We start from the raw sequence: 25,370 nt of genomic DNA on the forward strand, positions 1-25,370 counted from the left end.
GACTTGCAGGGTCACGCATCACATCCCCTGGCGGCTGCTGCGCGGCGTCCTCAACGGCGATCGCCTCGACGAGCTGCACAAGCGCCTGGTCTGCCAGAAATGCGGCACCAGGCCGGCGCCCGAGGATGTCTGCATCCCGGAGCCGGTGAAGTTTCCGGGCGGGCCGCTGTACGGGCCGAGCTGAACGTTTCGCGGGCTCCATTGACATACGCAAAAATGCGTATAGACTCCATCCTGTCAGCAAACGCTGGCGCCCGGCGCCTCCCGGCAATGAGGGGCAGGACCACGACGATGGCCACGATCCGCATCCCCGTCTACGCCCAGGACAGCCACAACTACCTGACCTCCTCCGACCACGTGCACTATTCCTGGCGGTCGGCCGAGAGCTTCGTCCACACTTACGCGGAGCCGATGTCCGGCCGCGACACCGGCTGCATCGATTACTCGGCCGAGGATAGCCGCCTGATCGGCCACATCGTCGCTCCGGCCGGCTCGAAGACCTATGTCAGCGTCTGCGAGATGGAGTGCCTGGCGCTGCCGGGAGACCGCTCCGGCTACGACATCTACGAGGCCGTCATGATCGCGAAAGCCGGCGAGTGCGGCCTCTCCTGGGAGCGGGCTCAATGAGCCCCTCCATCAATCGCGGCAGGCTCGTCGTCCAGGAGCTGGGCGCGGGCTGGGTGAGCAAGTTCACCGGGACGCTCCGCCCGCCGAAGGGCTGGGAGGCCGTGGCCGAGGTCAAGCGGCTCGACAAGGAAAGCGGCTGGTCCCTCATGATCCGCAACCAGCGCACCGGAGTGCTTGCGGCTTGGTATGGCGGCAGCATCGAGAGCCTGCCGCAGGACAAGGCGCGGGCCGCGCTCTCGGCCCTGCTCGGCGAGGACGGGGCAGATGCGGACGAGCTCCCCGCCAACGCCGCCGATGGCGGCCGCGAGGTCGCCGCCCTCCTGCAGGAATGGCGGGGCAAGGCGGCGATGACGCAGGGTGATGCTGCCTCGCTGCTAGGCGTGCCGCTGCGCACCTATCAGGGCTGGGAGGCCGGCCGCGTCGGCAATACGCTGCGCCGCCTGATTGTGCTCGCGCTCAAGGCCTTCGACTGAGAGAGTGCCAGCGCTCCCGCCTGCACCATGCCGACCTGGCGATCCAGCGTGACAGTTCGAGATCGGGCGTCATGCCCATTCTTCCGCCCCATGCGATTGAGTTTGCTACATTTTCCGGAACTGTCATGCAGGCGCTCGCCATATCGGCAAATCATGACAGTTCCGGCGGGCGCCGCGACGGGATTTCAATGAGTTAGCGCCGATCCCGATTTCTGGCTTTCTGCCTTTCGGGATTTCTGGCCACGCAGGCCGCGAAAGATCAAATGGCAATAACCGCCGCGCCCTTCGCCGCCTAAGCCCTTGCAGCGCCGCCGCTTTCCGCCTGATCCCGGATAGTCCCGGCTAATCCCGCCTCATTGCCATGTGATTGTTCGTTTCACACTCGTCTTATGTCTGCCCCGGCCGCAGCTTGTAAAAGACGTGCCGGCCGATAGTGTCCATTTTTTTCAGCTTTCGCGCCCAGTACGGACGAACGTAGTCCGCGTGGTAATGCGTGGAGGCGCCGACTTCCGCCAGATAGGTCGTGCCGTCATAGACCTCGCGGGCGATGCGGACCGCGTCGCGCCAGGGGCCGGGCTCGGTGATGCGCAGCGACTTGCCCTCGCAGGCGAAGGTGAACTGGCAGGCGAGATGGCGGCTGGCGTTCTGGTAGACCGCGCCGCAGACCGTGTTCGGGTAGAGCCCGCTCTTGACCCGGTTGAGCACGACCTGCGCCACGGCGGCGCGGCCCTGCTCGCCCTCCGAGCGGGCCTCGAAATAGACCGCCTCGGCCAGGCAGCGCTGCTCCTTGGCCATGTTCTCCGGCGCGATCAGGCTGGTATAGATCTGCTTCTCATTGGGGTCGACGGTGCGCAGGTCCGTGCTCGGTCCGCGCTCCGATTTGGCGATGCGGCTGCGCGATTTCGGCTCGGCGGCGACGGGCGCCATCTGCATCGGCGTCGCCGAGGCAGCGCCGGCGCTGCCGGTGGCTGTCGGCGTGCTGGAGGACTGGCCGAGTGCCGTGGGGACGGTCGGTGTCGCGCCGTCGAGGTTTTCCGGGGCGAGTTCGCCATGGCGCGGCGAGCCGAGGCTCTTCGGCACCGCGGCCGGCGAGGATTCCGACAGGGCCGGGTCGGTGACACCCTCATCGCGCAGGAAGGGCTCGAAGCCGAGCGGCGGCTCCTCCGGGCTTTCCTGCGCTTCCAGCGAGAAACCGCCCGAGATCAGCCCGGGCTGGGTGTCACCGAAGACGACCTGTTCGAGCTCGCCGGGCGGGCCGTTGCGGGTCAGCGTCGGGCGCAGCGATATGATCGGGTCACCCTTGCTGCTGCGGTCGACCTGCGGGAAGGCGCTGGCCGAGCGCTTCATGTCCTCGCGCGGCTGGCGCGGATCGATCGCGAAGGTCCGCTCCGGCGTTTCGAAGGAGAGGCGCGCCGGTTGGATCAGGCGGGCATAGGCACGCTCCGGCAGATGGAAGGCGCTGGCGGCGACGAGCAGCGACGGGCCGTCCGCGAGTTCGGAGAGTGGCCCCGGGGCCGTGCGCGCGATCAGCGAGCCTGGCGGGCCGAGTGGGGCTGGATTCTGGCCGGCCGAGGCGGTGAAGGAGACCAGCATGCCGGCCGAGAGCGCCCAGGGCGCGACCGTCGCCAGCGCCCAGCGCAGACGCTGCCAGCCCACTCGCTTCGATCGCCGACGCAGACGCAACTGACCCAGGCCCTCATATCCAGAAGACGAAAGCGGAATGGCCGCAAATCCGGATGATGCAAATTCGCGACAGTTCGATAATCCCTTGTCAGGGTTGAAGGTGGGTTAACGTGGCACCGCCGATTGCCTCGGCCGGTCGCAGGGACGGGCACCCACAGCCCCTTCATCCTGAGGAGCAAGCACAAGCTTGCGTCTCGAAGGATGCTCCAGTGAGTTGCGGAGCCTCCTGGAGCATCCTTCGAGACGCCATTCCCATGGGAATGGCTCCTCAGGATGAGGGCTGGGGGGATGAACGGGCTTGTGCCAGCCTCCGCCAAAAGACGGCTTTCCCGATCGGGGATTTGTCCCTTATGCTGCGCCGCAACAAAGGGAGAGAGACATGAATGCCACCGCCCTCAAGGCTGATTCCGAGGCCAATGCCGTCGCGCTGATCGCCGCCGCCTTGCCCGGTTTCGAGGCTCTGCTGGAGGAAGCGGTCGCCGCCGTCAGGCAGAAGGTGCTGGTCGACGGCCGGATTTCCGCGGCCAAGCTCGAGCAGGAGCAGCACGCCGCCCATGGCCTCTCCTGGCTCGCCACCTATGTGATGGCCCTGCGCGAGCTGAAAGCCTATGGCGAGCGCCTGCAAAGCGAGGATCGCTACGGCGCGATCGAGGACTACGCGATCCGGATCGGCGCCGGCGAATACGCCGCCCAGATCTTCGGCGGCATCCCGATGAGCCAGGGCGAGATCGTCCGTCTGCCGACGCTCGGGCTTTCGGCCAAGGCCGTCGCCGCCGCCTGCTCGGACGCCGCCGAGCAACTGATCGCCGAAGGCAACACACCGGAAAACCGCGCCCGCTTCGTCGCCCTGTTCAGCCAATCGCAAGGCCTCGCCAGCGTCGGCGACCCCGGCCTCGACGAGACGCTCGAAGCGATCCGCTCGGAGATGCGCCGCTTCTGCGAGCAGCAGGTGACGCCGCATGCGCATGAATGGCACCTGCAGAACGAGTACATCCCGCTGCCGGTGGTCGAGCAGATGGCCGAGCTCGGAGTCTTCGGCCTGACCATCCCCGAGGAATTCGGCGGCATGGGCCTGTCGAAGGTCTCGATGTGCGTCGTCTCCGAAGAGCTCTCGCGCGGCTATATCGGCGTCGGCTCGCTCGGCACCCGCTCCGAGATCGCCGCCGAGCTGATCCTCAACGGCGGTACCGACGAGCAGAAGGCCTATTGGCTGCCGAAGATCGCTTCGGGCGAGATCCTGCCCACGGCGGTCTTCACCGAGCCGAACACTGGCTCCGACCTGGCATCGCTGCGCACCAAGGCGGTTAAGGACGCTGATGTCTGGAAGGTCTACGGCAACAAGACCTGGATCACCCATCCCGTCCGCGCCGACATCATGACGCTGCTGGTCCGCACCGATCCGGACGCGCCGGGCTATCGCGGCCTGTCCATGCTGATCGCCGAGAAGCCGCGCGGCACCGACGCCGATCCGTTCCCGGTCGAGGGGCTGACCGGCGGCGAGATCGAGGTGCTCGGCTATCGCGGCATGAAGGAATACGAGCTCGCCTTCGACGGCTTCGAGGTCAAGGGGGAGAACCTGCTCGGCGGCGTCGAAGGCCAAGGCTTCAAGCAATTGATGCAGACCTTCGAGGCTGCCCGCATCCAGACCGCGGCCCGCGCGCTCGGCGTCGCGCAATCGGCCTTCGATCTCGGCCTGCGCTATGCCCAGGAGCGCATCCAGTTCGGCAAGCCGCTGATCGCCTTCCCGCGCGTCGCCGATAAGCTCGCCATGATGGCGGCCGAGCTCGTCATCGCCCGCCAGCTCACCTATTTCGCCGCCCGCGAGAAGGACGCCGACCGGCGCTGCGACCTCGAGGCCGGCATGGCCAAGCTGCTCGGCGCCCGCGTCGCCTGGGCGGCGGCCGACAACGCGCTGCAGATCCATGGCGGCAACGGCTTTGCGCTGGAGTACCCGGTCAGCCGCGTGCTCTGCGACGCCCGCATCCTCAACATCTTCGAGGGCGCGGCCGAGATCCAGGCGCAGGTGATCGCGCGGCGACTGGTCGAGGGCTGAGGGGGAAGTTCGGGCTTGCAGTAAAGCGCGCGAGCCCTCTCCCGGAACGGGGGAGGGTTGGGAGGGGGCAGCGCTGAGGCTGGTTGATATAGTGACAGCCCCCTCTCCATCTCTCCCCCGTTCCGGGAGAGAGGGCCTGTCGCGGTTCCCGCGCTTCGTTCAGAGACTCGCCGCCGCCCGCGCCGCCTGGTCGTACTGGCCCGACAGCGAGCGCATCGCGGCGGCGATCTCCGACAGGCGGGCCGGGTCGATCCCGGTCGCCAGCACCGATTTGACCAGAAGCTGCTCGCGGATCTGGGCGTAGCGCTTGCAGGCTTCCTCGCCCGCAGGCGTGATCGCGACGGTCTTCTCCTTGCCCTTGCGCCCGCTCTTCAGCAGCTTCAGGCGCTCGAGCTTCTTCAGCGAATAGTTCACCAGATGCGTGTCCTCGATGTTGAGGACGAGGCAAATGTCGGCGAGGCGCTTGGCCTTGCCGCGATGGTTGACGTTGTGCAGGACGAGCACGTCCATCGGCGTCAATTCGGGGATGCCGGCAGCCGTCATGCCGCGCAGCATCCAGCGATGGAAGGCGTTTACCGTCATCGTCAGCGCGAACTCGAACTCCGACAGCGCCGGCATCGCGCCGGAGGCAAGATGGCCGGAGGAGACGATCGGGCCGAGGTTGTCGGGAGATTGCATCGTGACGTTCACCGAAGGGCGCGGGGAACCCTCTCCTGTAAGGAGAGGGCAGGGTGAGGTGTCGGCCGGTGGACCAGTGGCGCGAGCGCTGACCGCGCGGTGGGGTTCGAGCTAACGATTCCGCTCCGAACACCTCACCCCTGCCCCTCTCCTTCCAGGAGAGGGGGTCTGTCGTGGTTCCCGCGCTAATGCGGGAACAGCCTCACATCTTCTTATAGGCATCGACGATCGCCTGGCCGTCGGCGCCGGCCTTCTTCAGCCAGTCGGCGGTCAGCGTCTCGCCGGCTTTCTTGAAGCCGGCGGCGAGCGCCGCCGACGGGGCCTGCACCTTCATGCCCTTGGCCTTGAGCTGGTCGAGATACCAGTTGGTCTTCTCTTCCCACATCTTCCAGCCGCGCGCCTCGGCTGTCGCGGCGGCCTTCAGGATCGCCTCCTGCGTCGGCTTGTCGAGCGCGTCGAAGGCGGCCTTGTTGACGAAGGTGGCATCCTTCGGGATCCAGGCCTGCACGTCGTAGAAATGCGTCAGCGTCTCCCAGGCCTTCGAGTCGTAGCCGGTGCCGCCCGACGACATGAAGGAATTGACCACGCCGGTCGCCAGCGCCTGCGGCAGCTCCGCCGCCTGGATCGTCACCGACTGCATGCCGAGCAATTCGCCGAGGCGGGCGGTGCCGACATTATAGGCCCGCCATTTCAGGCCCTTCATGTCCTCGATCGTGTTGAGCTCCTTCTTGGTGTAGACGCCCTGCGGCGCCCAGGGGACCATGAACAGCAGCTTGACGCCCTGGCTCTCGAGCTTCTTCTCGACCGCCGCCTTCGAGGCCGCATAGAGCTTTTTCGAGTCGGCGAAGGAGGTCGCCAGGAACGGCACCACGTCGATGCCGAAGATCGGATCCTCGTTCTCGTGGATCGACATCAGCACCTCGCCCATCTGGGCCTGGCCGCTGGCGACCGCGCGCTTGATCTCGGGCGCCTTGAACAGGGAGGCGCCGGGGTGGACGGTGATCTGCAGCTTGCCTGACGTCGCGGTCTCGACGTCCTTGGCGAAGAGGACGAGGTTCTCCGAATGCGGGTTGTCGGCCGGGTAGGCGGCCGGCAGGTTCCACTTGGTCTGGGCCGCGGCGGGGGCGGCGAGCGCGAAGGCGCTGCAGCCCAGTGCGAAGGCGGCGATCGCGGTTCTGCGATTGAACATGTCGTTGTCCCTCTCTTGCTTGGTCTTGGTTGCTCGGTCTTGAACTCAATCCGGGAAGGCGAGCTTTGGCAAATAGAGCACGATCTGGGGGAACGCCGTGATGATGAACACGGCGACATTGAGCAGAATGAAGAACGGAAACGCTGCCCTCGCAACCGTCCAGGTGTCCTTGCCGCTCATGTTCTGCAGCACGAACAGGTTGAAGCCGACCGGCGGCGTGATCTGCGCCATCTCGACCAGGACGACGAGGTAGACGCCGAACCAGACCGGGTCGAACCCCGCTTCCCGGATCATCGGCAGCACGATCACAGCGGTCAGCACGATCATCGAGATGCCGTCGATCAGGCAGCCGAGCAGGATGTACATGGCGGTCAGCGCCAGCACGAGCATGTATGGCGAGAGCTCCAGGCCCTTCACCCATTGCGCCAGCGCCCCAGGGATGCCCGTGAAGCCCATCGCCGCCGTGCAGAAGGCCGCGCCCGCCAGGATCAGCATGATCATGCAGGTGAGGCGCGTCGCGCTCATGATGCTTTCGAGCAGCGTCGGCCAGGTCAGCGTGCCGCTCCACCAGGCGAGCAGGAGCGCGCCGGTGACACCGAAGGCGGCGCATTCGGTCGCCGTCGCGAAGCCGAGAATGAGCGACAGGAAGACCGCCACGATCAGCAGCAGGCAGGGTGCCAGCTTCGCCGACTGGCGCAGCTTCTCGCCCAGCGGCATGGCAGGGTCGCGCGGCGGCGTCTTGTCCGGATTCAGCAGGGACCAGACGATGACGTAGCCCATGTAGAGCGACATCACGAGCAGGCCGGGCAGGAAGCCGCCGAGAAAGACCTGCAGCACCGAGACATTGGCGGTGACCGCGTACACCACCATCGGGATCGAGGGCGGGATCAGGAGCCCGAGCGTTCCCGAGCCGGCGAGCGTGCCGAGGCTGAGCCGCTCATCATAGCCGCGCTTCTTCAGCTCCGGCAGGGAGATCTTGCCGATCGTGGCGACGGTCGCGGCCGACGATCCCGAGACCGCCGCGAAGATGCCGCAGCCGACGATGTTGGTGTGGATCAGGCGGCCCGGCAGCCATTGCAACCAGGGTGAGAGGCCCTGGAACATCTGCTCGGACAGCCTCGTCCTGAACAGGATCTCGCCCATCCAGATGAAGAGAGGCAGGGCAGCCAGCGTCCAGGAGGCCGTGGCGCTCCAGACGGTGGTCGCCAGCACCTGGCCGATCGGGACATTGGTGACGAGGTTCATCGCCATCAAGCCGACCAGGCCGAGGCCGACGGCGATCCAGATGCCGCTGCCGAGGACGACGACGAGGAAGAGCAGGAGGGCGAGCGAGAGTTCGGGCAGGGACATCAGACGCCTCCGCCCTGCGCGACGCGCTCGACCAGTTCCTCGACGGATTTCGGCGGCTCGGGCTGATAGGTGGGCCGGCCGCCGCGCGCCACGATGATCCATTCATCGATCAGCGCGATCAGCAGTATGCCGAGGCCGATCACCATGGCGAGCTGGGGAATCCAGAGCGGCACGGAGATGACGCCGGTCGACATGTCGTTGAAGCGCCAGGAATCATGCGCGAGACGCCCGGCCTGCCAGGTGAAATAGCCGATGAAGGCCGATGCGACGGTGAGCGAGACCAGTTCGGCGGCCTGCCGGGGCTTGCCGTGCAGCCGCTCGATCAGCAGCCCGACGCGGATCATCTCGCCGCGCTTGAAAGTGTGGGCGAGTCCGAAGAACGCCATCGCCACCAGCGCCCATGAGGCGAAATCGTCGCCGGAGGGAATGTTGAAATTGATCTCGCGGCCGATCGACAGGAGCATCATCAGCACGAAGATCGCGACGAGGCTGATGCCGGAAAGCCAGCCGGCGACGAGATAGAGCGCGTCGAGGAAGCGGCGGATCATGCGCGCGCCTCCGGACGGCGTGATGCCACGCCAGCCGATTGCGCCATGCGCAAAGCAGCGGTTGCCAGGACCGGTCCCGTCATGAAAGCCTCCCCTTGGATCGGCCCGGCCCCTCAGCCATGTCCCGATCTCTGACGGCGATCCTAATCGTCGAAATGGGCTTGTCAACGTTTCATCGACGATTTATCGATGAAATGTCAAAATGCCTTCCTGGCCAATAAATCGGGGGATCGGATCATGAGCGGCCGTTGGGACTTCTGGATCGACCGTGGCGGCACCTTCACCGATGTGATCGGCCGCGATCCCGCAGGCAAATTATATGCCCGCAAGCTGCTCTCCGAGAATCCCGGCGCTTATCGCGACGCCGCCGTCCAGGGGATCCGCGACCATCTCGGCCTGAAGCGCGGTGAGCCGATCCCGGCCGCGACGGTCGGCGAAGTCCGCATGGGCACGACGGTCGCGACCAATGCGCTGCTCGAGCGCAAGGGCGACCGCACCTTGCTGGTCACCACCAAGGGTTTCCGCGACGCGCTGCGCATCGGCTACCAGGCCCGGCCCGATATCTTCGCCAAGGAGATCATCAAGCCGGAGCAGCTTTACGACGCCGTGGTCGAGATCGAGGAGCGCGTGCTCGCCGACGGCGCGGTCGAGAAGGCTGCCGACGAGGCGGCGATCCGCGCCGCCTTGCAGGCGCAGTACGATGCCGGCTTCCGCGCCGTCGCCATCGCCTTCATGCACGGCTACCGCTACCCGGCGCATGAGCAGCTCGCCGCCAAGGTTGCCCGCGAGATCGGCTTCCCGCAGGTCTCGGTCAGCCATGAGGTCTCGCCGCTGATCAAGCTGGTCGGGCGCGGCGACACCGCCGTGGTCGACGCCTATCTCTCGCCGATCCTCGCCCGCTATGTCGCGCAAGTCTCCGAGGAGCTCGACATCGCCCGCACCGGCGCGCGGCTAATGTTCATGATGTCCTCGGGCGGCCTCACCGCTGCCGAGTTGTTCCAGGGCAAGGACGCGATCCTCTCCGGCCCGGCCGGCGGCGTCGTCGGCCTCGCCGAGACCGGCCGCTCGGCCGGCTTCGACAAGGTCATCGGCTTCGACATGGGCGGCACCTCGACCGACGTCGCCCATTTCGACGGCGAGTATGAGCGCGCCTTCGAGACCGAGGTCGCTGGCGTGCGCATGCGTGCGCCGATGATGCTGATCCACACCGTTGCTGCCGGCGGCGGCTCGATCCTCCACTTCGACGGTTCGCGCTTCCGCGTCGGCCCCGATTCCGCTGGCGCCAATCCCGGCCCGGCCGCCTATCGCCGCGGCGGCCCGCTCGCCGTGACCGACGCCAATGTCATGGTCGGCAAGCTGATCCCGTCCTATTTCCCGGCGATCTTTGGCCCCGGCCAGGACCAGCCGCTCGATGTCGCAACGGTGCGCGAGAAATTCGCGGCGCTCGCATCGGAAGTCGGTGACGGTCGCACGCCCGAGGAGGTCGCGGACGGCTTCGTCCAGATCGCCGTCGCCAACATGGCTGAGGCGATCAAGAAGATCTCGGTCCAGCGCGGCTACGACATCACCCGCTATGCGCTGAACTCCTTCGGTGGCGCCGGCGGCCAGCATGCCTGCCTCGTCGCCGACGCGCTCGGCATCAAGACCGTGCTGCTGCACCCGTTCTCCGGCCTGCTCTCGGCCTATGGCATGGGCCTCGCCGAGATACGCGCGACCCGCACCGCGGCGCTCGACGTGCCCTTGGATGCCGACGCCAAGGCGGCGATCGGTACGCTTGCCGACAGGCTGGGCGCCGAGGCGAAGGGCGAAGTCGCCGGGCAGGGCGTGGCCGAGGCCGACATCGCCATCCATGTCCGCGCCCATATCCGCTATGCCGGCACCGACACCGCGATCGCGACGCCGTTCGGCAGCCGCGCCGAGATGCAGGAGGCCTTCCAGGCGGCGCACAAGGCCCGCTTCGGCTTCATGGACGAGACCAAGGCGCTGGTCGTCGAAGCCGTCGAGGTCGAGGCCGTCGGCGGCGGCGCCCGCTTCGAGGAGGAAGCTGCCGCCGAGAACGCCGGCGAGCCCGAGATCGCCGAGCGCACCCGCTTCTTCTCCAAGGGGCAATGGCACGAGGTGGCGATCGTCCGGCGCGAGGCGATGGCGCCGGGCCAGGGCATCGCCGGCCCGGCCATCGTGATCGAGCCGAACCAGACCGTGGTGGTCGAGGACGGCTGGACCGCCAAGCTGACGGCGAAGGATCATCTCGTCCTGACCCGCAGCAAGGCGCTGGTGCAGCAGGCGGCGATCGGTACCAAGGCCGACCCGGTCATGCTCGAGATCTTCAACAACCTGTTCATGTCGATCGCCGAGCAGATGGGCGTGACGCTGCAGAACACCGCCTATTCCGTGAACATCAAGGAGCGGCTGGACTTCTCCTGCGCGGTCTTTGACCAGACCGGCGCGCTCGTCGCCAACGCCCCGCACATGCCGGTGCATCTCGGCTCGATGGACCGCTCGGTCGAGACGGTGATCTCGAACAATCCGGTGATCCGCCCGGGCGATGTCTATTGCCTCAACGCGCCCTATAATGGCGGCACGCATCTGCCCGACATCACGGTCTGCACCCCGGTCTTCGACAATGAGGACAGGAACATCCTGTTCTGGGTGGCGAGCCGCGGCCACCATGCCGATGTCGGCGGCACCGCGCCGGGCTCGATGTCGCCGCTGGCGACCAATATCGAGGAAGAGGGCGTCTATATCGACAACTTCAAAATCGTCGATCAGGGCCGCTTCTGCGAGGAGGAACTGCTCAAGCTCCTGACCGGCGCGCGCTATCCCGTCCGCAACGTCGTCCAGAACGTCAACGACCTGAAGGCGCAGATCGCCGCCAACGAGAAGGGCGTTGCCGAGCTGCGCAAGATGATCCGCTCCTTCGGCCTCGATGTCGTCCAGGCCTATATGGGCCATGTCCAGGACAACGCCGCCGAGAGCGTCGCGCGCCTGCTGACCCGCCTGCACGACAGCGAGTTCACCTATCCGATGGACCAAGGCTGCGCGATCAAGGTGAAGATCACGATCGATCGCGAGAAGCGCGAGGCCACCGTCGACTTCACCGGCACCTCGCCGCAGCGGCCGGACAATTTCAACGCGCCGGCGCCCGTCACCCGCGCCGCCGTGCTCTATGTCTTCCGCGTCATGGTCGACGATGCGATCCCGATGAATGCCGGCTGCCTCAGGCCGATCAAAGTGATCGTGCCGGAAGGCTCGATGCTGGCGCCGCGCTATCCGGCCGCCGTCGTCGCCGGCAATGTCGAGGTCAGCCAAGCCGTGACCAACACGCTGTTCGGCGCGCTGGAGGCGATGTCGTCCTCGCAGGGCACGATGAACAACCTGACCTTCGGCAACGACCAGTACCAGTATTACGAGACGATCTGCTCGGGATCGCCGGCCGGGCCTGGCTTCAACGGCACCTCGGGCGTCCACGTCCACATGACCAATTCGCGCCTGACCGATCCGGAGATCCTGGAGACGCGCTTCCCGGTCGTGCTGGAGGATTTCCACATCCGCGCCGGCTCGGGCGGCAAGGGCGAATGGAATGCCGGCGACGGCACCAGCCGCACCATCCGCTTCCTCAAGACGATGGACTGCGCCATCCTCGCCTCGCACCGCAAGGTCCGTCCCTTCGGCATGAAGGGCGGCGAGCCGGGAGAGCTCGGCCGGACGCTGGTCCGGCGGCTTTCGGGAGAGGTCGAGGAGCTGAAGCCGAGTGACCAGACGCTGCTCCAGGCCGGCGAAGCGGTCACCGTGATCACGCCGACCGCCGGTGGGTATGGCAAGCGCAAGGGCTGAGGTTCAAGCCAGATCGGTCTGCGCGAAATCGTTGCCCTTGTAGAGCAGGGCTGCGCCATATTCCTTGGCGCAGGCATAGGCGAAGCAGTAGCCGAAGTTGAGCTTGGCCGGGCTGCCGACCGCTCGCCCATAGCGTTTTGCCGCCTCGATCGCGGCCCGGCCGATTGCGGGCGAAATCTCGATTTCGCGCGCTTTGATGTTCGCCGCGAACAAGGCGACGCTGCTCTGAGCCTGGTCGATCAGGGAGGAATCCAGTTCGCTGCCCGTGTCGCGCGCCTTTTTCGCCGCCAGCGACATGACGGCCTCGAACAGGCCCGGTGGCGAGATGAGAAAAGGAGCTTGGGCAGCTTCGAGTCTGTCGAGCAGGACCTCGGCGTCGTCCTCCCGTCCGAGTATTGCGACGATCACGGACGCATCCAGATAGGTCACGCTTCGTCCCACATCTCGTCGAGAAAGGCCTTGACGTCAAAGTCGCTTTTGCCTTGCCCCATCGCGTCGGCGAGCGCGAGGCTGGGTGCTATCCGTTCGCGCAGCGAACGGGCGCTCTCCAACCGCTCAAGCTCCTGTTCGAGTGCTCGACGCACGACTTCCGTCTTTGTCCGCGCGCCGGTTGCCTTCTGCAAGCGGGTCGCGAGTTCGTCGACGGTGCGGTCGCGGATGTAGAGGGACATGGCTTGATTTTCATATGAATATTCATATCAGGCAAGTGAATATTCATCTGAACGACGGCACTCGCATGTCGCCGCGTCTCGTTGGGGCAAACGGCACGCGCTGCCGCTCTGGAAAGGGCGGGGTCCGAGGCTTAGGTCTGGTCTCTGAGACGGAGACCGACCATGCCCCAGACCTGGATGATCACCGGTGCCAATCGCGGCATCGGCCTGGCGTTGACGATGGAATTGCTGCGGCGGGGCGACCATGTCGTCGCTGCGGCGCGCGATCCCTGGGGCGGGGCGATGGCGGAACTCGCCGGCGTCCATGTCGGACAACTGACCCCGCTCGAACTCGACGTCACCTCCGACAGGAGCGTGGCGGCGGCCAAGCAGGCTTTCGACGGCCGGCCGATCGACGTGCTCGTCAACAATGCCGGCGTCTACGGCCCGCGCGACCGGCAGTCGGCGCTCGACATGGATTTCAAGGCTTGGCGCGAGGTCTTCGAGGTCAATGTCTACGCCCCCTTGCGGGTGGCGCAGGCCTTTCTGCCCAATGTCGAGGCGGGCTCGGGCCGCAAGATCGTCACGATCAGCAGCCGCATGGGCTCGATCGGTAGCAATCCGTCCGGCGCGATCGCCTATCGCTCCTCGAAAGCGGCGGTGAACATGGTCATGGTCGGCTTCGGCAATGCGGTGCGCGACAGCGAGGTCGCAGTGCTGCTGTTCCACCCCGGCTGGGTCCGCACCGATATGGGCGGCGGCGGGGCCGATATCCCGCCGTCCGAGAGCGCCGCCGGGCTGATCGCGACGATCGATGCGTCCGGCATGGCCCAGACCAACAGCTTCCGCAACTGGAAGGGCGAGGCGATCCCCTGGTAGGGATCAGCTGCCGCGGGTCGAGGCGAGCCAGAGCCCGCCGCCGATCAGGAAGCCGCCGCTGAACTTCGACATCAGCCGGACGCGCTTCTGCGACAGGAAGCGGCCGGCCCGGCCGGAGAGGATCGCATAGGCGCTGTCGCTGACGGCGGCGAACAGCATCGCGATCGCGCCCATGATCGCGATCTGCGTGGCGTAGTCGCGGGTCGGATCGAGGAACTGCGGGAAGAAGGCACCGAAGAAGACCAGCGTCTTCGGGTTGCTCAGCGCGACCAGCAGCCCCTGCAGGAAGAAGCCGCCACGCGGCGCGCGTGCCTCGGCCGCGCCATCGCTGATCTCACCGGCGCTGCGATACATTTTCCAGCCCAGCCAGATTAGATAGGCGGCGCCCGCGAGTCTGACCCAGTCGAACCAATGCCCCATCGCGGCGATCACCGAGCTCAGGCCGATGCCGACGATCGCGATCATGATCACGAGCCCGGCCTGCGTTCCTGCCATGTTGAGAAGCCCGGCGCGGCTACCATGCCTCAGGCTGTTGGCGATGATCAGGGTCACCGTCGGGCCGGGCACGATCACGATGACGAAGCAGGCGACGAGATAGGCGGCGAGGAGTTCGAGTGACATGGAATAGCCTCCGACGGCGGCCGCCTCGGAGGCGACGCGTCATTCCTCTCCTGTTTGCGCCAGCCTGTCGAGGGAGGGGCAGGGATGATGAAGGTAAACTTTCAGGTCGTCCCGTTGACGCCGGAGCATTGGCCGGCGCTGGAGTATCTCTTCGGCCCGCAAGGCCCCTGCTATGGCTGCTGGTGCAATCATTTCCGTATGCCGCCGAAACTGCGCAAGCCGCTGCTCGGCGAGGGCGCGCGCCAGCTCTTCGAGGACAGGGTGAGGAAGGGCCCGCCGCCCGGCGTGCTCGCCTTCGCCGGTGATGTCCCGGTCGGCTGGCTGCAGATCGGGCCACGGGCGCATGTGCCCGAGTGGAACAATCCGCGCCGCGCCTCGACGCCGCTGCCGGATGCACCCGCTGAGGACGAACGCAACTGGGCGGCCTCCTGCTTCTTCGTCCGCAAGGGCTTTCGCGGCCAGGGCGTCACGGCGGCGCTGCTGGCCGGTGGGCTGGATTTCGCCCGGGTGAGCGGCGCGCGCCTGATCGAAGCCGCGCCGATGGACAATGAGGGGAAGCGCAGTGCCGACGGCCTCTATGTCGGTCCGGAGAGCGTGTTCCAGCGCGCCGGTTTCGCCGAGGTCGCGAGGCAGAAGCCCGGCCGGCCGCTGATGCGCTTCGTCCTCTGACTGCCTGTTCGAACGTCCCCTCATCCCGAGGAGCGGCCGGAGGTTGCGTCTCGAAGGATGCTCCAGTTGTCTCCGGAGCCTCCTGAAGCATCCTTCGAGACGCCGCTGACGCGGCTCCTCAGGATGAGGGCTCAAGGAAGAGACAAGGTCGCAGAAGGAGCGGCAGCTTTTCCGGGAGTCCTGTCAAGTCAAATATTTTATATTTTTTAGATACTTAGCTGGCTCCGTTAAGGATCTGTTTGTCTCGCATTTGCGAAAGCTCTGCCCGCTGGCGAAGCGGTGAAGACGATGCGGCCGTTCGGGCTTACAGCCAAGATCACAGTCCTGTTCGCGATCTTCGGGATCGCGGCTGCACTCGGTTTGGCGAGTGCGGTCAGCGGGCTCGATTCCGTCCATGAGATCGACCGAGAGGCCTTCGCCGGCCAACAGCTCGCCAACAAGGCCGCGCTGCTGTCGAGCCGGGTCGCGCAGGCTTCGCTCCTCAGCCGCTTCGACGATGCGAGCGAGCCGCGTGCAGTCCAGACGGCGCTCGACCAGCTCGACGAAGCGGTCGAACTGGTCGATTCGGCCGGCGCCAATCTGATGTCGTCGCTGCCGGTAGGTCTGTTGCAGGCCAACGCCTCGCTGGACCCGCGCATAAAAACCTTCATCGCCTTCCAGCGCGACATCGTCGATATCGGCCGGCGCGTCTCGCCCAAGGCAGCACTGATCGAAGCGTCGGCAGTCGAGGCGCGCGAGAACGTCCGCCAGATCATCGCGGCGACGGCGCGCTTGCGCGACGATCTCGACCGTCAGGCCGGACTCGCAGCCAGCCGTGCCGGCGACCTGGCGAGGAAGGTCCGGCTGCGCGTGATCCTGATCGCCGCTGGCCTGCCGCTGGCCGGCGGGCTGCTCGCGATCCTGCTGCTGCGGACCTATCTGACCCGGCCTTTGCGCGTGCTGATGGAGACCATCGCCAGCGTCACCTCCTCCGACCGGGTCGTCGAGGTGCCCTATGGCAAGCGCCGCGACGAGATCGGCCAGCTCGCCCGCACGGTACGCACGCTGAGCGAAGTCCGCGCCACACTGGTCACCCGCGATGCCGAGGCCGACCTGGCGCAGCAGCATCGGCAGCAGCGGACGGAGGAACTGCACAGGATCGCCCAGGAGTTCGAGACGCGCATCGGTCGCCTGCTCGCCGATATCGGCCGGCTGAGCGAGGGGTTGCGGGCGGCGCTCGCCGCATCCGCACTCCGAGCCGGACAGATCTCGCATAGCGGAAGCGCTGCGGCGCAGGCCGTCGCCGGAGCTGGCGAGGAGGCGATAAGCATCGCTGATGCCGCTTTGCGGCTGGAGGAGGTGGTCGAGCAGATCAATCGCGAGGTCCGGCGCGTCTCGGAGACCGCGAGCCTCGCGACCCGGGACGCCGCCGGCACGGTCGGCCTTGTCGGCAGATTGACCGAGAACGCCGGCAAGATCCGCGACGTCGTCCAGTTGATCGAAGCGATCGCCCGGCAGACCAACCTGCTCGCTCTCAACGCCACGATCGAGGCGGCTCGTGCCGGCACGCATGGCCGCGGCTTCGCCATCGTCGCCAGCGAGGTCAAGGCGCTGGCGACCCAGACCGCCGACGCGACGGCGCAGATCTCGGCCCGGATCGCGACGGTGAACACGGCGCTGTCGCAGGCCGCTCAGGCGATCACCGGCATCGCCAATCGCGCCGGTGCGGTCGAGCAGGCAAGCACCGAGATCTCGACCATGGTCGCCTCGCATACCGGCCTGCTGCAGGGGCTTGGCGAGACCATCGCCCGCATCTCGGTGGTCACCGGGCAGGCCGCCAGCGCCGTGACGACGATCGCCGGCGCCAGCGTCCAGACCGCCTCCCACGCCGAGCAAGGCGCCACAGGAGCCCGTCAGCTCGACGAGCGCATCTCTGCCTTGCAGGCGGAGGCGGACGAGTTCGCCCGAAGGCTGCGCGCCGCCTGATCCGGCTTGCCTTGGCCGCCCGACTCGCGGCCTTGTGCGCCATGCTCAACAGCATCCGCATCCACCCATGAGCTGGTCGCCGCAGCAGGACGCGGCGCTCGCCGCCGTGGCCGATTGGCTGAAGGCCGGCTCGCCGCAGCTCTTTCGCCTGTTCGGCTATGCCGGCACCGGCAAGACCACGCTCGCCCGCCACATCGCCGAGGGCGTCGACGGCACCGTCGTCTTCGCCGCGTTCACCGGCAAGGCGGCGCTGGTGCTGCGCAACAAGGGTTGCGAGGGCGCGCAGACCATCCACTCGCTGATCTACCGCTCGCGCGGGGTCGACGAGGAGAGCCCGACCTTCGTGCTCAACCGCGAGAGCACCGCCGCCAAGGCCAAGCTGATCATCATCGACGAGTGCTCGATGGTCGACGAGGAGCTCGGACGCGACCTGCTCTCCTTCGGCACGCCGGTGTTGGTGCTGGGCGATCCGGCCCAGCTCCCGCCGGTCAAGGGCGGCGGTTTCTTCACCGAGGCCGAGCCCGACGTGATGCTGACCGAGGTCCATCGCCAGGCGGCCGACAACCCGATCGTGCGCATGTCGATGATCGTGCGCGAGGGCGGGCGGCTGGAGGTCGGCGACTACGGCGCGAGCCGGATCATCCGGCGCGCCGAGATCACGCCCGAGATCGTGCTGTCGGCCGATCAGGTCCTGGTCGGCCTCAACAAGACCCGCCGGCAATACAATGCCCGCATGCGCCAGCTCATGGGCCATGTCGCCAACGTCCCGGCGGTCGGCGAGAAGCTGGTCTGCCTGCGCAACGACAAGAGCAAGGGCCTGCTCAATGGCGGCGCCTGGATCGTGCAGGAGTTGAAGACCTCGAAGAAGGGCCTCGTCACCATGCGGGTGACGCCGGAGGACGACACCGGCGGCAAGCCGGTCAAGGTCTCGGTGCTGCCGAACTTCTTCGACGGCACCGAGGACGAGGTGCCCTGGGAACTGCGCCGCCACACCGACGAGTTCACCTTCGGCTACGCCCTCACGGTGCACAAGGCGCAGGGCTCGCAATGGGACAACATCGTCATGTTCGACGAGGCCTACGCCTTTCGCGAGCACCGGGCGCGCTGGCTCTATACCGGCCTGACCCGCGCCGCCGAGACGATCACGGTGGTGATGTGAGCTCCGCCAGCAGACGGGCGCGTTCGAGGTCCTTGGGGCGCCCGAACGCTTCGAGCATGCGCCTGAGCTCGTCCCGCTCGGGGATGTAAACGATCGTCGCGCCCACGGTGACCGCTTGCCGCGTCACCGGCTGGACCGGATGCCAGGTCTCGCCGACGCGATGCTCGAAGCCGGCCATGAGATCGACAGGTACGGGCGGCCCCGGCCATTTGGCCAGAACCCTGGACCTGAATAGCGGATTTGGCGGCGCCGGATAGGGTTCGATGCCTAGCTGCGGCAGAATGCGGCCGATATCGGCGACGCTGAGCAAGACATCAACATCCGCGACCGTGATGGGCGTCGCGCCATGCAGGGCTGCTGCGGCGCTGGCAATGATCCACTAGGGATCGCGCGCCGTGGTCATGATCGCGGCAACGGAACCGAGGGTCTCGACTAAGGGGGCAGGCAGGCTCATGGCCGCTTATAGCAGCGCCCGAACGGTTGCGACGAGGCCCGCGCCAGACCGTCACGGTAGATTGGAATTGCGCATAGCGCTGCTGGCGGAGAAGAATTTTCTTGGTATGCGATGGGCTCGTGCTAGCCCGGCAATGCATCGGAACCTGAGATGATCGCAGCTTCGACCTTCGACTTGCATATCGACCGCCGCGGCAGCAACTGCGCCAAATGGGACAAGATGGAAGCGATCTACGGCGTGCCTGCCTCCGAGGGCATCGCCATGTGGGTCGCCGACATGGATTTCCGCCCGCCGGCTTGCGTCCAGGCCGCGGTCGAGGCGATGGCCGCCCATGGCGTCTACGGCTATTTTGGCGACGAGAAGACCAATAGCGATGCGATCCGCTGGTGGATGCAGGAGCGCCATGGCTGGGAGGTCGCAGCGGATGCGATCTTCACCACGCACGGTCTGGTCAACGGTACCGCGCTCTGCGTCGACGCCTATACCAGGCCGGGCGACGGTGTCGTGCTGATGACCCCGGTCTATCACGCCTTCGCCCGCGTCATCAAAGCTGCCGGCCGCGAGGTCGTCGAATGCCGGCTCGCCCAGGAGGACGGCCGCTACGTCCTCGACATCGCCGCCTGGGATGCGCAGATGACCGGCAAGGAGACAATGCTGATCCTGTGCTCGCCGCATAATCCGGGCGGGCGGGTCTGGACCCGCGACGAGCTCCGCCAGATCGCCGATTTCTGCGTTCGCCACGACCTGATCCTGGTCTCGGACGAGATCCATCACGATCTGGTCATGCCCGGCTACAAGCACACGGTCATGGCCAATGCCGCGCCGGAGATCATCGATCGCCTGGTGATGATGACGGCGACGACCAAGACCTTCAACATCGCCGGCGCCCATGTCGGCAACGTCATCATCCCCGACGAGGCGCTGCGCGCGCCCTTCCGCGCCCGGATGAACGCGCTCGGCATCTCCCCGAATTCCTTCGGCATGGAGATGTCGACCGCTGCCTACAGCAAGGAGGGCGCCGCCTGGGTCGACGCGCTGACCGCCTATCTCGACGGCAATCGCCGGCTCTTCGACGAGGCGATCAACGCCATCCCCGGCCTGCGCTCGATGCCGCTGGAGGCGACCTATCTCGCCTGGGTCGATTTCTCCGGCACCGGCATGGAGCCGAAGGATTTCGTCGCCCGCGTGGAGAAGCAGGCGAAGATCGCGGTCAACCATGGCAACAGCTTCGGCGCCGGCGGCGACAGCTTCCTGCGCTTCAACCTCGCGACGCAGCGCGCGGTGGTGGTCGAGGCTGTCGAGCGCCTGCGGAAGGCCTTTGCCGACCTTCAGTGAGCAAAGGCTGCGGCGAGCTTTGAGCTCGCCGCTCGCCGGTCTCACAGCCGCTGTGAGGTCGTGCCCTTGGCGATGATCGGGCCCGTCGGGCGGCCGGTCGGCGAGCCGCTGGCAGGCTCCAGCGTGATCTCGAAGAGCTGATCCCGACCGAGCGGCAGATTGTCGAGCCGCAGCGGCGTCGAGCGGGCCCGATCGATCAGGCCGACAGAGCGCGGGCCGACAGCGCGGTCCCACAGGGTCCAGATCTCCAGCGCCTTGCCGGCCGGCACGTCGATGCTCTGCAGCGGCAGCATCTCGACGCGCCCATCGGCGAAGGTGTTGACCACGGCGGCGGCGATATTGCTGTCGGTCAGGAGCACCGCGACCATCAAGGGCTGGCGTTTGGCGCGATCGAGTGCGCCGAAGAGGCCGACCGCGAGCAGCACGGTCGCCAGCGCGCCGGCAAAAGCCGCGCCGCGCCAGACGAACAGGCTGTTCCACCAGTCGGCGAAGCGGCTGGTGCGGGCTGTAGCCGGGCGCGGCGCCGTCACTGATGCGGAGGCGGACGGCTGGATCAAGCCCGCCAACCCGGCCTCGATCCGGGACCAGAGATCGGCGGGAGGCGTGATCGGTGGGGCAGTCGCATCGAGCGCGGCGAAATGCCGGCGCCAGCGCTCGACCGAGGCGGCGAAATCGCGATCCGTGTCGAGACGGCGTTCGACCGCCGCGAGTTCCGCCCCGTCGAGCAGGCCGAGCACATACTCGCCTGCGAGCGCGTCGCGTTCCGGCGGGCTGAGCTGATCGTCGCGGGAGGGGCTCATCCGAGGCACTCCTTCAAAGAGAGCAGCGAACGGCGAATCCAGGACTTCACGGTGCCGAGTGGCAGCTTGAGGCGACCGGCGATCTCGCCATGGGTGAGGCCCTGCACGAAGGCGAGCAGCACGAGGCCGCGCCGCTGCGGCGACAGCGTCTCCAGGCAAGCTCGCAGCGCGCTGGCGTCAGACAGTTTCGCCATCACCGTTTCCGGATCGTCCTCCTCGCTCGCGGTCTCCTCGGCGATCGGCGTGTCGCTGGCTTCGGTGCGCTTCTCGTCGCGCAGGATCGAGAGCGCGCGGTTGCGCAGGATCGCGTAGATCCAGCTCAGGCCGGCGCCGCGCTCGGGATCGAAGCGGCCGGCATGCCTGAAGATCAGCACGAACGCATCCTGCACCGCTTCCTCCGCCAGAGCGCGGCGCTTCAAGAGACGCTGCGCCACACCGAGCATACGCGGCGACTCGGCCTCGTAGATGCGGCGGAGCGCTGATTTATCGCCCGCGGCACAGGCGAGCAGCGCGGCTTCGATCTCGCCGTGCTCTCCTGGTTGCTTCACCTCGGTCGCCATCCATCTCCCCGGTATCCGGCCGTCCTCGCGAGAGCAGCGGCCCATTGTTACGCGATGCCTGCCGCCTTGGATGCAGGCCGCGGCTTTTATTTTTTCCTCCGCATCCGGTCTTGAGACTCGCCGCTATCCGCCATGGGTGCCGCGCCGCAGCAGGCGTCGGCCAGCCCTTCAGAGATCGCGACACGAACCGGAGGACATCACATGACCAAGGCTCGCAACCTACTTCTCGCTTCCACCATTCTCAGCGCGGCTTTCGCGGCGACTGCAGCCCAGGCCGGCACGCTCGCCGTCCTGACCGGCGACGACACGCTCACCATGGTCGACACCGCGACCCAAAAGGCCGGCAAGTCGATGAAGGTCAGCGGCATCAATGGCAAGATCGCCGGCATCGACGTCCGCCCCGCCGACGGCATGCTCTATGCGCTAGCCACCGACGGCACGATCTACACGGTCGACAAGGCCGGCAAGGCGACAATGAAGTCGAAGATGGACACGGTGCTCTCGGCCAGCACGATGGCGACGGTCGATTTCAACCCGGCCGCTGATCGTCTGCGCGTCATCGGCGCCGACGGCACCAATCTTCGCGTCAATGTCGACGACGGCAAGACCACGGTCGACGGTAAGCTGAAATTCGCCGAGACCGACATGCACAAGGGCGAGACGCCGATGGTCGTCGCCGGTGCTTACAGCAATTCGGTCAAGGGTACCAAGGAGACGGCGCTCTACGACATCGACGGCAAGATCGGCGGGCTGTTGAAGCAGGCGCCGCCGAATGACGGCGTGCTCGGCGCGATCGGCAAGCTCGGCATCACCCCGAAGGCGATCGCCTTCGATATCGAGACGGCGGCCGACGGCAGCAATACCGGCTGGCTGGTGGCCGATGGCGGCCTCTACAAGCTCGACATCACCACCGGCAAGGCCGCGATGGTCGGCAAGATCGGCGGGCTGAGCGCGCCGGTGCGCGATGTCGCGGCGCTGCCGGCGATGTGAGCTGAGGGCGTCTTTCGACCTGCAGGAGGCCGCCGTTCGTCAGGGAGCGGCGGCCTTTTGCATTGCGCAAGGAGTGAGCTGGCGGTCGGGCTTTCGCCATAGTTGCAGTGGACTTTGCGAGCGGCGACGCAGGATGGCGGAGGCGAGGGCATGGCGGATTGGTCAGACCCGCGCTTGAAGATGCTGGCCTTGCAGCGCTTCGGCTTGGGCCCGAAGCCGGGGCAGGGCGGAGCGTCGGGAGATGTCCGCGAGCGCCTGCTGGCGGAGATTCGCAGCGAAGGCGCTGCTCAGCCGCGTGTCAGCTTCTCCGGCGCGGCGCCGATCGGGCGAGCGCTTTATGCGTTCGAGGATGAGGAGCGCGCCGCGCGCGAATCGCGCCGGGTTGCTGGCCAGCAAGGCATGGAGCAGGGCGTGCAGGTCGCCGCCGCGCCGCCCATGTCCGGGCAGCCGCAAGCCCAGATGCAGGCGCCGGCGCAGCCGGTTCCCCAGTTTCCGCAAGCGATCTATCGCGAGGAGGCCGTCGCCCGCGTTCAATGCGCGCTCGAAGCCGACACCGGTTTCGCCGAGCGGCTGGTGCAGTTCTGGTCGAACCATTTCTGCGTCTCGGTCGCCAAGGGCAATTTCGTCCGCGCCATGGCCGGCGCCTTCGAGCGCGAGGCGATCCGCCCCAACATCTTCGGCCGCTTCGAGGACCTGCTGATCGCGGTCGAGAGCCATCCTGCGATGCTCAACTTCCTCGACAACCAGCTCTCGATCGGCCCGGACTCGCGCGCCGGCAAACGTCGCGGCCGCGGCCTCAATGAGAACCTCGCCCGCGAGATCATGGAGCTGCACACGCTCGGCGTCTCCGGCGGCTATACGCAGGCCGATGTCACCTCGCTGGCGCGGATCATCACCGGCTGGACCGTGGTCGGCCGCGATGCCCGCCTCGGCTTCCCCGGCTCCTTCGCCTTCAATCCCGGCCTGCACGATCCCGGCGGCCAGAAACTGCTCGGCAAGGTCTACCGGCAGGAGGGCAAGGAGAAAGGCATGGCGGCGCTCGCCGATCTCGCCCGCCATCCGAGCACGGCGAGCTTCATCGCCCGCAAGCTCGCCCGCCATTTCGTCGCCGACGAGCCGCCGCAGGCGCTGGCCGCCGAGCTCGCTCGTACGTTCCGGGAGACGGGCGGCGACCTTGCCGCGTTGTCGCGAACGCTGGTGACGTCGGAGCTTGCTGCAGCTGCACCCGCGACCAAGCTGCGCACGCCGCAGGATTTCCTGATCGCAGCCTTCCGGGCGCTCGGCCGTAAGCCCGATTTCGGCCAGATCGCCGGGCCGCTCGGCGTGATGGGCCAGACGCTCTGGCAGCCTTCCGGCCCGGACGGCTATCCCGATACGAGCGCTGCCTGGGCGACGCCCGAGGGCATCAAGACCCGCATCGACGTCGCCGCCCAGCTCGGTCGGCAGGCAGCGGGCTCAGTCGCCGACCCGCGTGCGCTCGTCGAGGAGGTGCTCGGCCCGCTCGCGTCGCCGCAGACGAAACAGGCGGTGGCGCGGGCCGAGAGCAAGCCGCAGGCGCTGGCGCTGCTGCTGATGTCGCCCGAATTCCAGCGGAGGTGAGCATGGCCGCCGACGACGATGATTGCGAACGGATGACGCCCTCGCGCCGGGCCGTGCTCGGCGCGGCCAGCGCGCTCTTTGCCTGGTCCTATATGCCGAAATTTGCCCATGCGGCGGCTGGATCGCGCGATTCCCGCTTTCTGCTGGTGGTGCTGCGCGGCGCGCTCGACGGGCTCTCCGCCGTGCCGCCGCTCGGCGACCCCGCTTACGCTGATCTGCGCGAGGGCATCGCGCTCGCCAAGGACGGGCCGGAGGCGGCGCTGCCGCTCGACGGCTTCTTCTACCTGCATCCGGCGATGCCGAACCTGGCGCGACTCTACGCTGGCGGGCAGGCGGCAATCGTCCATGCCAGCGCTACCGGCTATCGCGAGCGTTCGCATTTCGACGGGCAGGACGTGCTGGAGAGCGGGCAAAGTGGGCCGGGCAAGACCGAGAGCGGCTGGCTCAACCGGCTGATCGCCAGCCTGCCGCCGGGCGAGGCGGTCTCGCGCCATGGTGCGCTCGGCGTCGGGGTCGTTCCGCCGCTGGTGGTGCGGGGCCAGGCGCCGGTGCTCGGCTGGGCGCCGCCGCGCATGGCGCGGGCCGGCGCCGATCTCGTCCAGCGTCTCGGCGATCTCTATGGCGAGCGCGATCCCGCTTTGGCGCTGGTGCTGAAGCGGGCGATCGAGACCGAACTGATCGCGTCCAGGCAGGGCGCCGAGCAGCCGCGTGGCGGCGGCGGACCCGACAGCGCCGAGGGCATGAAGCGTATCGCCGAGGGCGCGGCTCGGCTGGTCGGCGCCGAGGATGGCCCGCGCATCGCCGCGCTGGCGTTCGAGGGCTGGGACACGCATGCCAATGAGGGCGGCGCCAAGGGGCGCCTTGCCAATCTGCTCGGCGGGCTCGACGGTGCGCTCGCGACCTTCGAAAGCGGGCTGAAACCCGTCTGGAAGGATACGGTGGTGATGGTGGTCACCGAGTTCGGCCGCACCGCCCGCGTCAACGGCACGGTCGGCACCGATCACGGCACCGGCACGGTCGCCTTCCTGGTCGGCGGCGCGGTCAGGGGCAGGCGGATGATCGTCGACTGGCCCGGCCTCAACCCGGAGCAGCTGCACGAGCAGCGCGACCTCAGGCCGACCACCGACATCCGCGCGGTTGCGAAGGGCGTCATTGCCGACCTCTTCGGGCTCTCGGGGCCTGTGCTGGCCGAGAAGGTGTTCCCCGGCACCGGCGGGCTCGCGCCGATGCAGGGTTTGGTGGTTTAGCTTCCTT

General features: G+C 67.2%; 24 protein-coding genes. 13 read left to right on the forward strand and 11 right to left on the reverse strand.

Translation table 11 applies throughout. From position 1 onward, the window contains the following. From BMZ69_RS31650 to BMZ69_RS18205, 3 genes are all read left to right on the forward strand, one after another. The coding region (locus BMZ69_RS31650) for a hypothetical protein (protein WP_175506861.1) at positions 1-184 on the forward strand (184 nt) is incomplete at its 5' end. Between the two features lie 107 nt (positions 185-291). Further along, positions 292-627: a hypothetical protein gene (locus tag BMZ69_RS18200; protein ID WP_092159148.1), complete on the forward strand. Its 336-nt coding sequence runs from the start codon at positions 292-294 to the stop codon at positions 625-627. Next, positions 624-1,100: a helix-turn-helix domain-containing protein gene (locus tag BMZ69_RS18205; protein WP_092159150.1), complete on the forward strand. Its 477-nt coding sequence runs from the start codon at positions 624-626 to the stop codon at positions 1,098-1,100. The genes BMZ69_RS18200 and BMZ69_RS18205 overlap by 4 nt, the downstream gene beginning before the upstream one ends. Before the next feature lie 387 nt (positions 1,101-1,487). On the opposite strand, the gene BMZ69_RS18210 is transcribed toward BMZ69_RS18205, so the two are convergent. After that, on the reverse strand, positions 1,488-2,756 hold the full coding sequence (locus tag BMZ69_RS18210) for a cell wall hydrolase (RefSeq protein ID WP_244543429.1): 1,269 nt from the start codon (positions 2,754-2,756) through the stop codon (positions 1,488-1,490). Positions 2,757-3,162: 406 nt separating this feature from the next. On the opposite strand from BMZ69_RS18210, the gene BMZ69_RS18215 reads away from it, so the two are divergent. Further along, positions 3,163-4,836, forward strand: coding sequence for an acyl-CoA dehydrogenase family protein (locus BMZ69_RS18215; RefSeq protein WP_092159152.1), 1,674 nt, complete (start codon positions 3,163-3,165; stop codon positions 4,834-4,836). A gap of 159 nt (positions 4,837-4,995) precedes the next feature. Here the strand turns inward: BMZ69_RS18215 and BMZ69_RS18220 are convergent, their stop codons facing one another. The 4 genes from BMZ69_RS18220 to BMZ69_RS18235 all read right to left on the reverse strand — a co-directional run bounded on the left by BMZ69_RS18220 (position 4,996) and on the right by BMZ69_RS18235 (position 8,601). Then, a complete protein-coding gene (locus BMZ69_RS18220) occupies positions 4,996-5,514 on the reverse strand; it encodes a winged helix DNA-binding protein (protein WP_092159427.1) in 519 nt (172 codons plus the stop codon). 202 nt (positions 5,515-5,716) lie between these two features. Next, positions 5,717-6,703 carry a TRAP transporter substrate-binding protein gene (locus tag BMZ69_RS18225; RefSeq protein WP_092159154.1) on the reverse strand — a complete coding sequence of 329 codons (987 nt, stop codon included), beginning with the start codon at positions 6,701-6,703 and terminating at the stop codon, positions 5,717-5,719. Positions 6,704-6,748: 45 nt separating this feature from the next. Beyond that, a complete protein-coding gene (locus BMZ69_RS18230) occupies positions 6,749-8,053 on the reverse strand; it encodes a TRAP transporter large permease (protein ID WP_092159156.1) in 1,305 nt (434 codons plus the stop codon). Next, positions 8,053-8,601 (reverse strand): TRAP transporter small permease, encoded by a 549-nt coding sequence (locus BMZ69_RS18235; RefSeq protein ID WP_092159158.1) that lies wholly within the window; start codon positions 8,599-8,601, stop codon positions 8,053-8,055. The genes BMZ69_RS18230 and BMZ69_RS18235 overlap by 1 nt, the downstream gene beginning before the upstream one ends. Positions 8,602-8,838: 237 nt before the next feature. On the opposite strand from BMZ69_RS18235, the gene BMZ69_RS18240 reads away from it, so the two are divergent. Beyond that, positions 8,839-12,435, forward strand: coding sequence for a hydantoinase B/oxoprolinase family protein (locus tag BMZ69_RS18240; RefSeq protein WP_092159160.1), 3,597 nt, complete (start codon positions 8,839-8,841; stop codon positions 12,433-12,435). Positions 12,436-12,438: 3 nt separating this feature from the next. On the opposite strand, the gene BMZ69_RS18245 is transcribed toward BMZ69_RS18240, so the two are convergent. Both BMZ69_RS18245 and BMZ69_RS18250 read right to left on the reverse strand, forming a co-directional pair. Further along, on the reverse strand, positions 12,439-12,864 hold the full coding sequence (locus tag BMZ69_RS18245) for a type II toxin-antitoxin system VapC family toxin (RefSeq protein ID WP_244543430.1): 426 nt from the start codon (positions 12,862-12,864) through the stop codon (positions 12,439-12,441). Then, the gene (locus tag BMZ69_RS18250; protein ID WP_092159164.1) at positions 12,861-13,106 is read right to left on the reverse strand and encodes a type II toxin-antitoxin system VapB family antitoxin; all 246 of its coding nucleotides are present in this window, start codon (positions 13,104-13,106) and stop codon (positions 12,861-12,863) included. Before BMZ69_RS18250 ends, BMZ69_RS18245 begins: the two co-directional genes overlap by 4 nt. A gap of 162 nt (positions 13,107-13,268) precedes the next feature. On the opposite strand from BMZ69_RS18250, the gene BMZ69_RS18255 reads away from it, so the two are divergent. Further along, entirely contained in the window at positions 13,269-13,964 is a 696-nt protein-coding gene (locus BMZ69_RS18255; protein ID WP_092159166.1) for an SDR family oxidoreductase, read from the forward strand. 3 nt (positions 13,965-13,967) lie between these two features. Here the strand turns inward: BMZ69_RS18255 and BMZ69_RS18260 are convergent, their stop codons facing one another. After that, positions 13,968-14,585, reverse strand: coding sequence for a LysE family translocator (locus BMZ69_RS18260; protein WP_092159168.1), 618 nt, complete (start codon positions 14,583-14,585; stop codon positions 13,968-13,970). An 84-nt stretch (positions 14,586-14,669) separates the two neighbouring features. Here BMZ69_RS18260 and BMZ69_RS18265 point away from each other — a divergent pair, with 84 nt between their 5' ends. The 3 genes from BMZ69_RS18265 (at position 14,670) to BMZ69_RS18275 (ending at position 18,378) form a co-directional block, all read left to right on the forward strand. Next, positions 14,670-15,254: a GNAT family N-acetyltransferase gene (locus BMZ69_RS18265; protein WP_348272484.1), complete on the forward strand. Its 585-nt coding sequence runs from the start codon at positions 14,670-14,672 to the stop codon at positions 15,252-15,254. Between the two features lie 288 nt (positions 15,255-15,542). Continuing rightward, positions 15,543-17,219, forward strand: a complete 1,677-nt coding sequence (locus tag BMZ69_RS18270; protein ID WP_244543435.1) for a methyl-accepting chemotaxis protein — start codon at positions 15,543-15,545, stop codon at positions 17,217-17,219. A 67-nt stretch (positions 17,220-17,286) separates the two neighbouring features. Further along, positions 17,287-18,378: an ATP-dependent DNA helicase gene (locus tag BMZ69_RS18275; protein ID WP_092159172.1), complete on the forward strand. Its 1,092-nt coding sequence runs from the start codon at positions 17,287-17,289 to the stop codon at positions 18,376-18,378. On the opposite strand, the gene BMZ69_RS18280 is transcribed toward BMZ69_RS18275, so the two are convergent. Then, positions 18,362-18,688, reverse strand: coding sequence for a hypothetical protein (locus BMZ69_RS18280; protein WP_092159175.1), 327 nt, complete (start codon positions 18,686-18,688; stop codon positions 18,362-18,364). The two genes, BMZ69_RS18275 and BMZ69_RS18280, sit on opposite strands and share 17 nt — an antisense overlap. A 294-nt stretch (positions 18,689-18,982) precedes the next feature. Between BMZ69_RS18280 and BMZ69_RS18285 the strand changes: the two genes are divergently transcribed. Beyond that, the gene (locus BMZ69_RS18285; RefSeq protein ID WP_092159177.1) at positions 18,983-20,167 is read left to right on the forward strand and encodes a MalY/PatB family protein; all 1,185 of its coding nucleotides are present in this window, start codon (positions 18,983-18,985) and stop codon (positions 20,165-20,167) included. A gap of 41 nt (positions 20,168-20,208) precedes the next feature. Here the strand turns inward: BMZ69_RS18285 and BMZ69_RS18290 are convergent, their stop codons facing one another. Continuing rightward, positions 20,209-20,967, reverse strand: coding sequence for an anti-sigma factor (locus tag BMZ69_RS18290; RefSeq protein WP_092159179.1), 759 nt, complete (start codon positions 20,965-20,967; stop codon positions 20,209-20,211). Next, complete coding sequence (locus tag BMZ69_RS18295; protein ID WP_244543431.1) at positions 20,964-21,515, reverse strand: sigma-70 family RNA polymerase sigma factor; 552 nt, start codon at positions 21,513-21,515, stop codon at positions 20,964-20,966. The genes BMZ69_RS18290 and BMZ69_RS18295 overlap by 4 nt, the downstream gene beginning before the upstream one ends. A gap of 213 nt (positions 21,516-21,728) precedes the next feature. Here BMZ69_RS18295 and BMZ69_RS18300 point away from each other — a divergent pair, with 213 nt between their 5' ends. The 3 genes from BMZ69_RS18300 to BMZ69_RS18310 all read left to right on the forward strand — a co-directional run bounded on the left by BMZ69_RS18300 (position 21,729) and on the right by BMZ69_RS18310 (position 25,363). Further along, complete coding sequence (locus BMZ69_RS18300) at positions 21,729-22,517, forward strand: DUF4394 domain-containing protein (protein ID WP_092159183.1); 789 nt, start codon at positions 21,729-21,731, stop codon at positions 22,515-22,517. Between the two features lie 150 nt (positions 22,518-22,667). Then, positions 22,668-24,116, forward strand: a complete 1,449-nt coding sequence (locus BMZ69_RS18305; RefSeq protein WP_092159185.1) for a DUF1800 domain-containing protein — start codon at positions 22,668-22,670, stop codon at positions 24,114-24,116. A gap of 2 nt (positions 24,117-24,118) precedes the next feature. Continuing rightward, the gene (locus BMZ69_RS18310; protein ID WP_244543432.1) at positions 24,119-25,363 is read left to right on the forward strand and encodes a DUF1501 domain-containing protein; all 1,245 of its coding nucleotides are present in this window, start codon (positions 24,119-24,121) and stop codon (positions 25,361-25,363) included. Positions 25,364-25,370 lie beyond the last annotated feature (7 nt).

Source organism: Allobosea sp. CRIB-10 (assembly GCF_900112185.1).
In the GTDB taxonomy this organism is placed as follows: domain Bacteria; phylum Pseudomonadota; class Alphaproteobacteria; order Rhizobiales; family Beijerinckiaceae; genus Allobosea.

Coding starts and splice junctions, on each gene's coding strand:
- BMZ69_RS18200 (WP_092159148.1), top strand. CDS start 292: ATGGCCACGATCCGCATCCCCGTCTACGCCCAGGACAGCCACAACTAC.
- BMZ69_RS18205 (WP_092159150.1), top strand. CDS start 624: ATGAGCCCCTCCATCAATCGCGGCAGGCTCGTCGTCCAGGAGCTGGGC.
- BMZ69_RS18215 (WP_092159152.1), top strand. CDS start 3,163: ATGAATGCCACCGCCCTCAAGGCTGATTCCGAGGCCAATGCCGTCGCG.
- BMZ69_RS18220 (WP_092159427.1), bottom strand. CDS start 5,514: ATGCAATCTCCCGACAACCTCGGCCCGATCGTCTCCTCCGGCCATCTT.
- BMZ69_RS18225 (WP_092159154.1), bottom strand. CDS start 6,703: ATGTTCAATCGCAGAACCGCGATCGCCGCCTTCGCACTGGGCTGCAGC.
- BMZ69_RS18230 (WP_092159156.1), bottom strand. CDS start 8,053: ATGTCCCTGCCCGAACTCTCGCTCGCCCTCCTGCTCTTCCTCGTCGTC.
- BMZ69_RS18235 (WP_092159158.1), bottom strand. CDS start 8,601: ATGATCCGCCGCTTCCTCGACGCGCTCTATCTCGTCGCCGGCTGGCTT.
- BMZ69_RS18240 (WP_092159160.1), top strand. CDS start 8,839: ATGAGCGGCCGTTGGGACTTCTGGATCGACCGTGGCGGCACCTTCACC.
- BMZ69_RS18250 (WP_092159164.1), bottom strand. CDS start 13,106: ATGTCCCTCTACATCCGCGACCGCACCGTCGACGAACTCGCGACCCGC.
- BMZ69_RS18255 (WP_092159166.1), top strand. CDS start 13,269: ATGCCCCAGACCTGGATGATCACCGGTGCCAATCGCGGCATCGGCCTG.
- BMZ69_RS18260 (WP_092159168.1), bottom strand. CDS start 14,585: ATGTCACTCGAACTCCTCGCCGCCTATCTCGTCGCCTGCTTCGTCATC.
- BMZ69_RS18265 (WP_348272484.1), top strand. CDS start 14,670: ATGATGAAGGTAAACTTTCAGGTCGTCCCGTTGACGCCGGAGCATTGG.
- BMZ69_RS18270 (WP_244543435.1), top strand. CDS start 15,543: ATGCGGCCGTTCGGGCTTACAGCCAAGATCACAGTCCTGTTCGCGATC.
- BMZ69_RS18275 (WP_092159172.1), top strand. CDS start 17,287: ATGAGCTGGTCGCCGCAGCAGGACGCGGCGCTCGCCGCCGTGGCCGAT.
- BMZ69_RS18285 (WP_092159177.1), top strand. CDS start 18,983: ATGATCGCAGCTTCGACCTTCGACTTGCATATCGACCGCCGCGGCAGC.
- BMZ69_RS18290 (WP_092159179.1), bottom strand. CDS start 20,967: ATGAGCCCCTCCCGCGACGATCAGCTCAGCCCGCCGGAACGCGACGCG.
- BMZ69_RS18300 (WP_092159183.1), top strand. CDS start 21,729: ATGACCAAGGCTCGCAACCTACTTCTCGCTTCCACCATTCTCAGCGCG.
- BMZ69_RS18305 (WP_092159185.1), top strand. CDS start 22,668: ATGGCGGATTGGTCAGACCCGCGCTTGAAGATGCTGGCCTTGCAGCGC.
- BMZ69_RS18310 (WP_244543432.1), top strand. CDS start 24,119: ATGGCCGCCGACGACGATGATTGCGAACGGATGACGCCCTCGCGCCGG.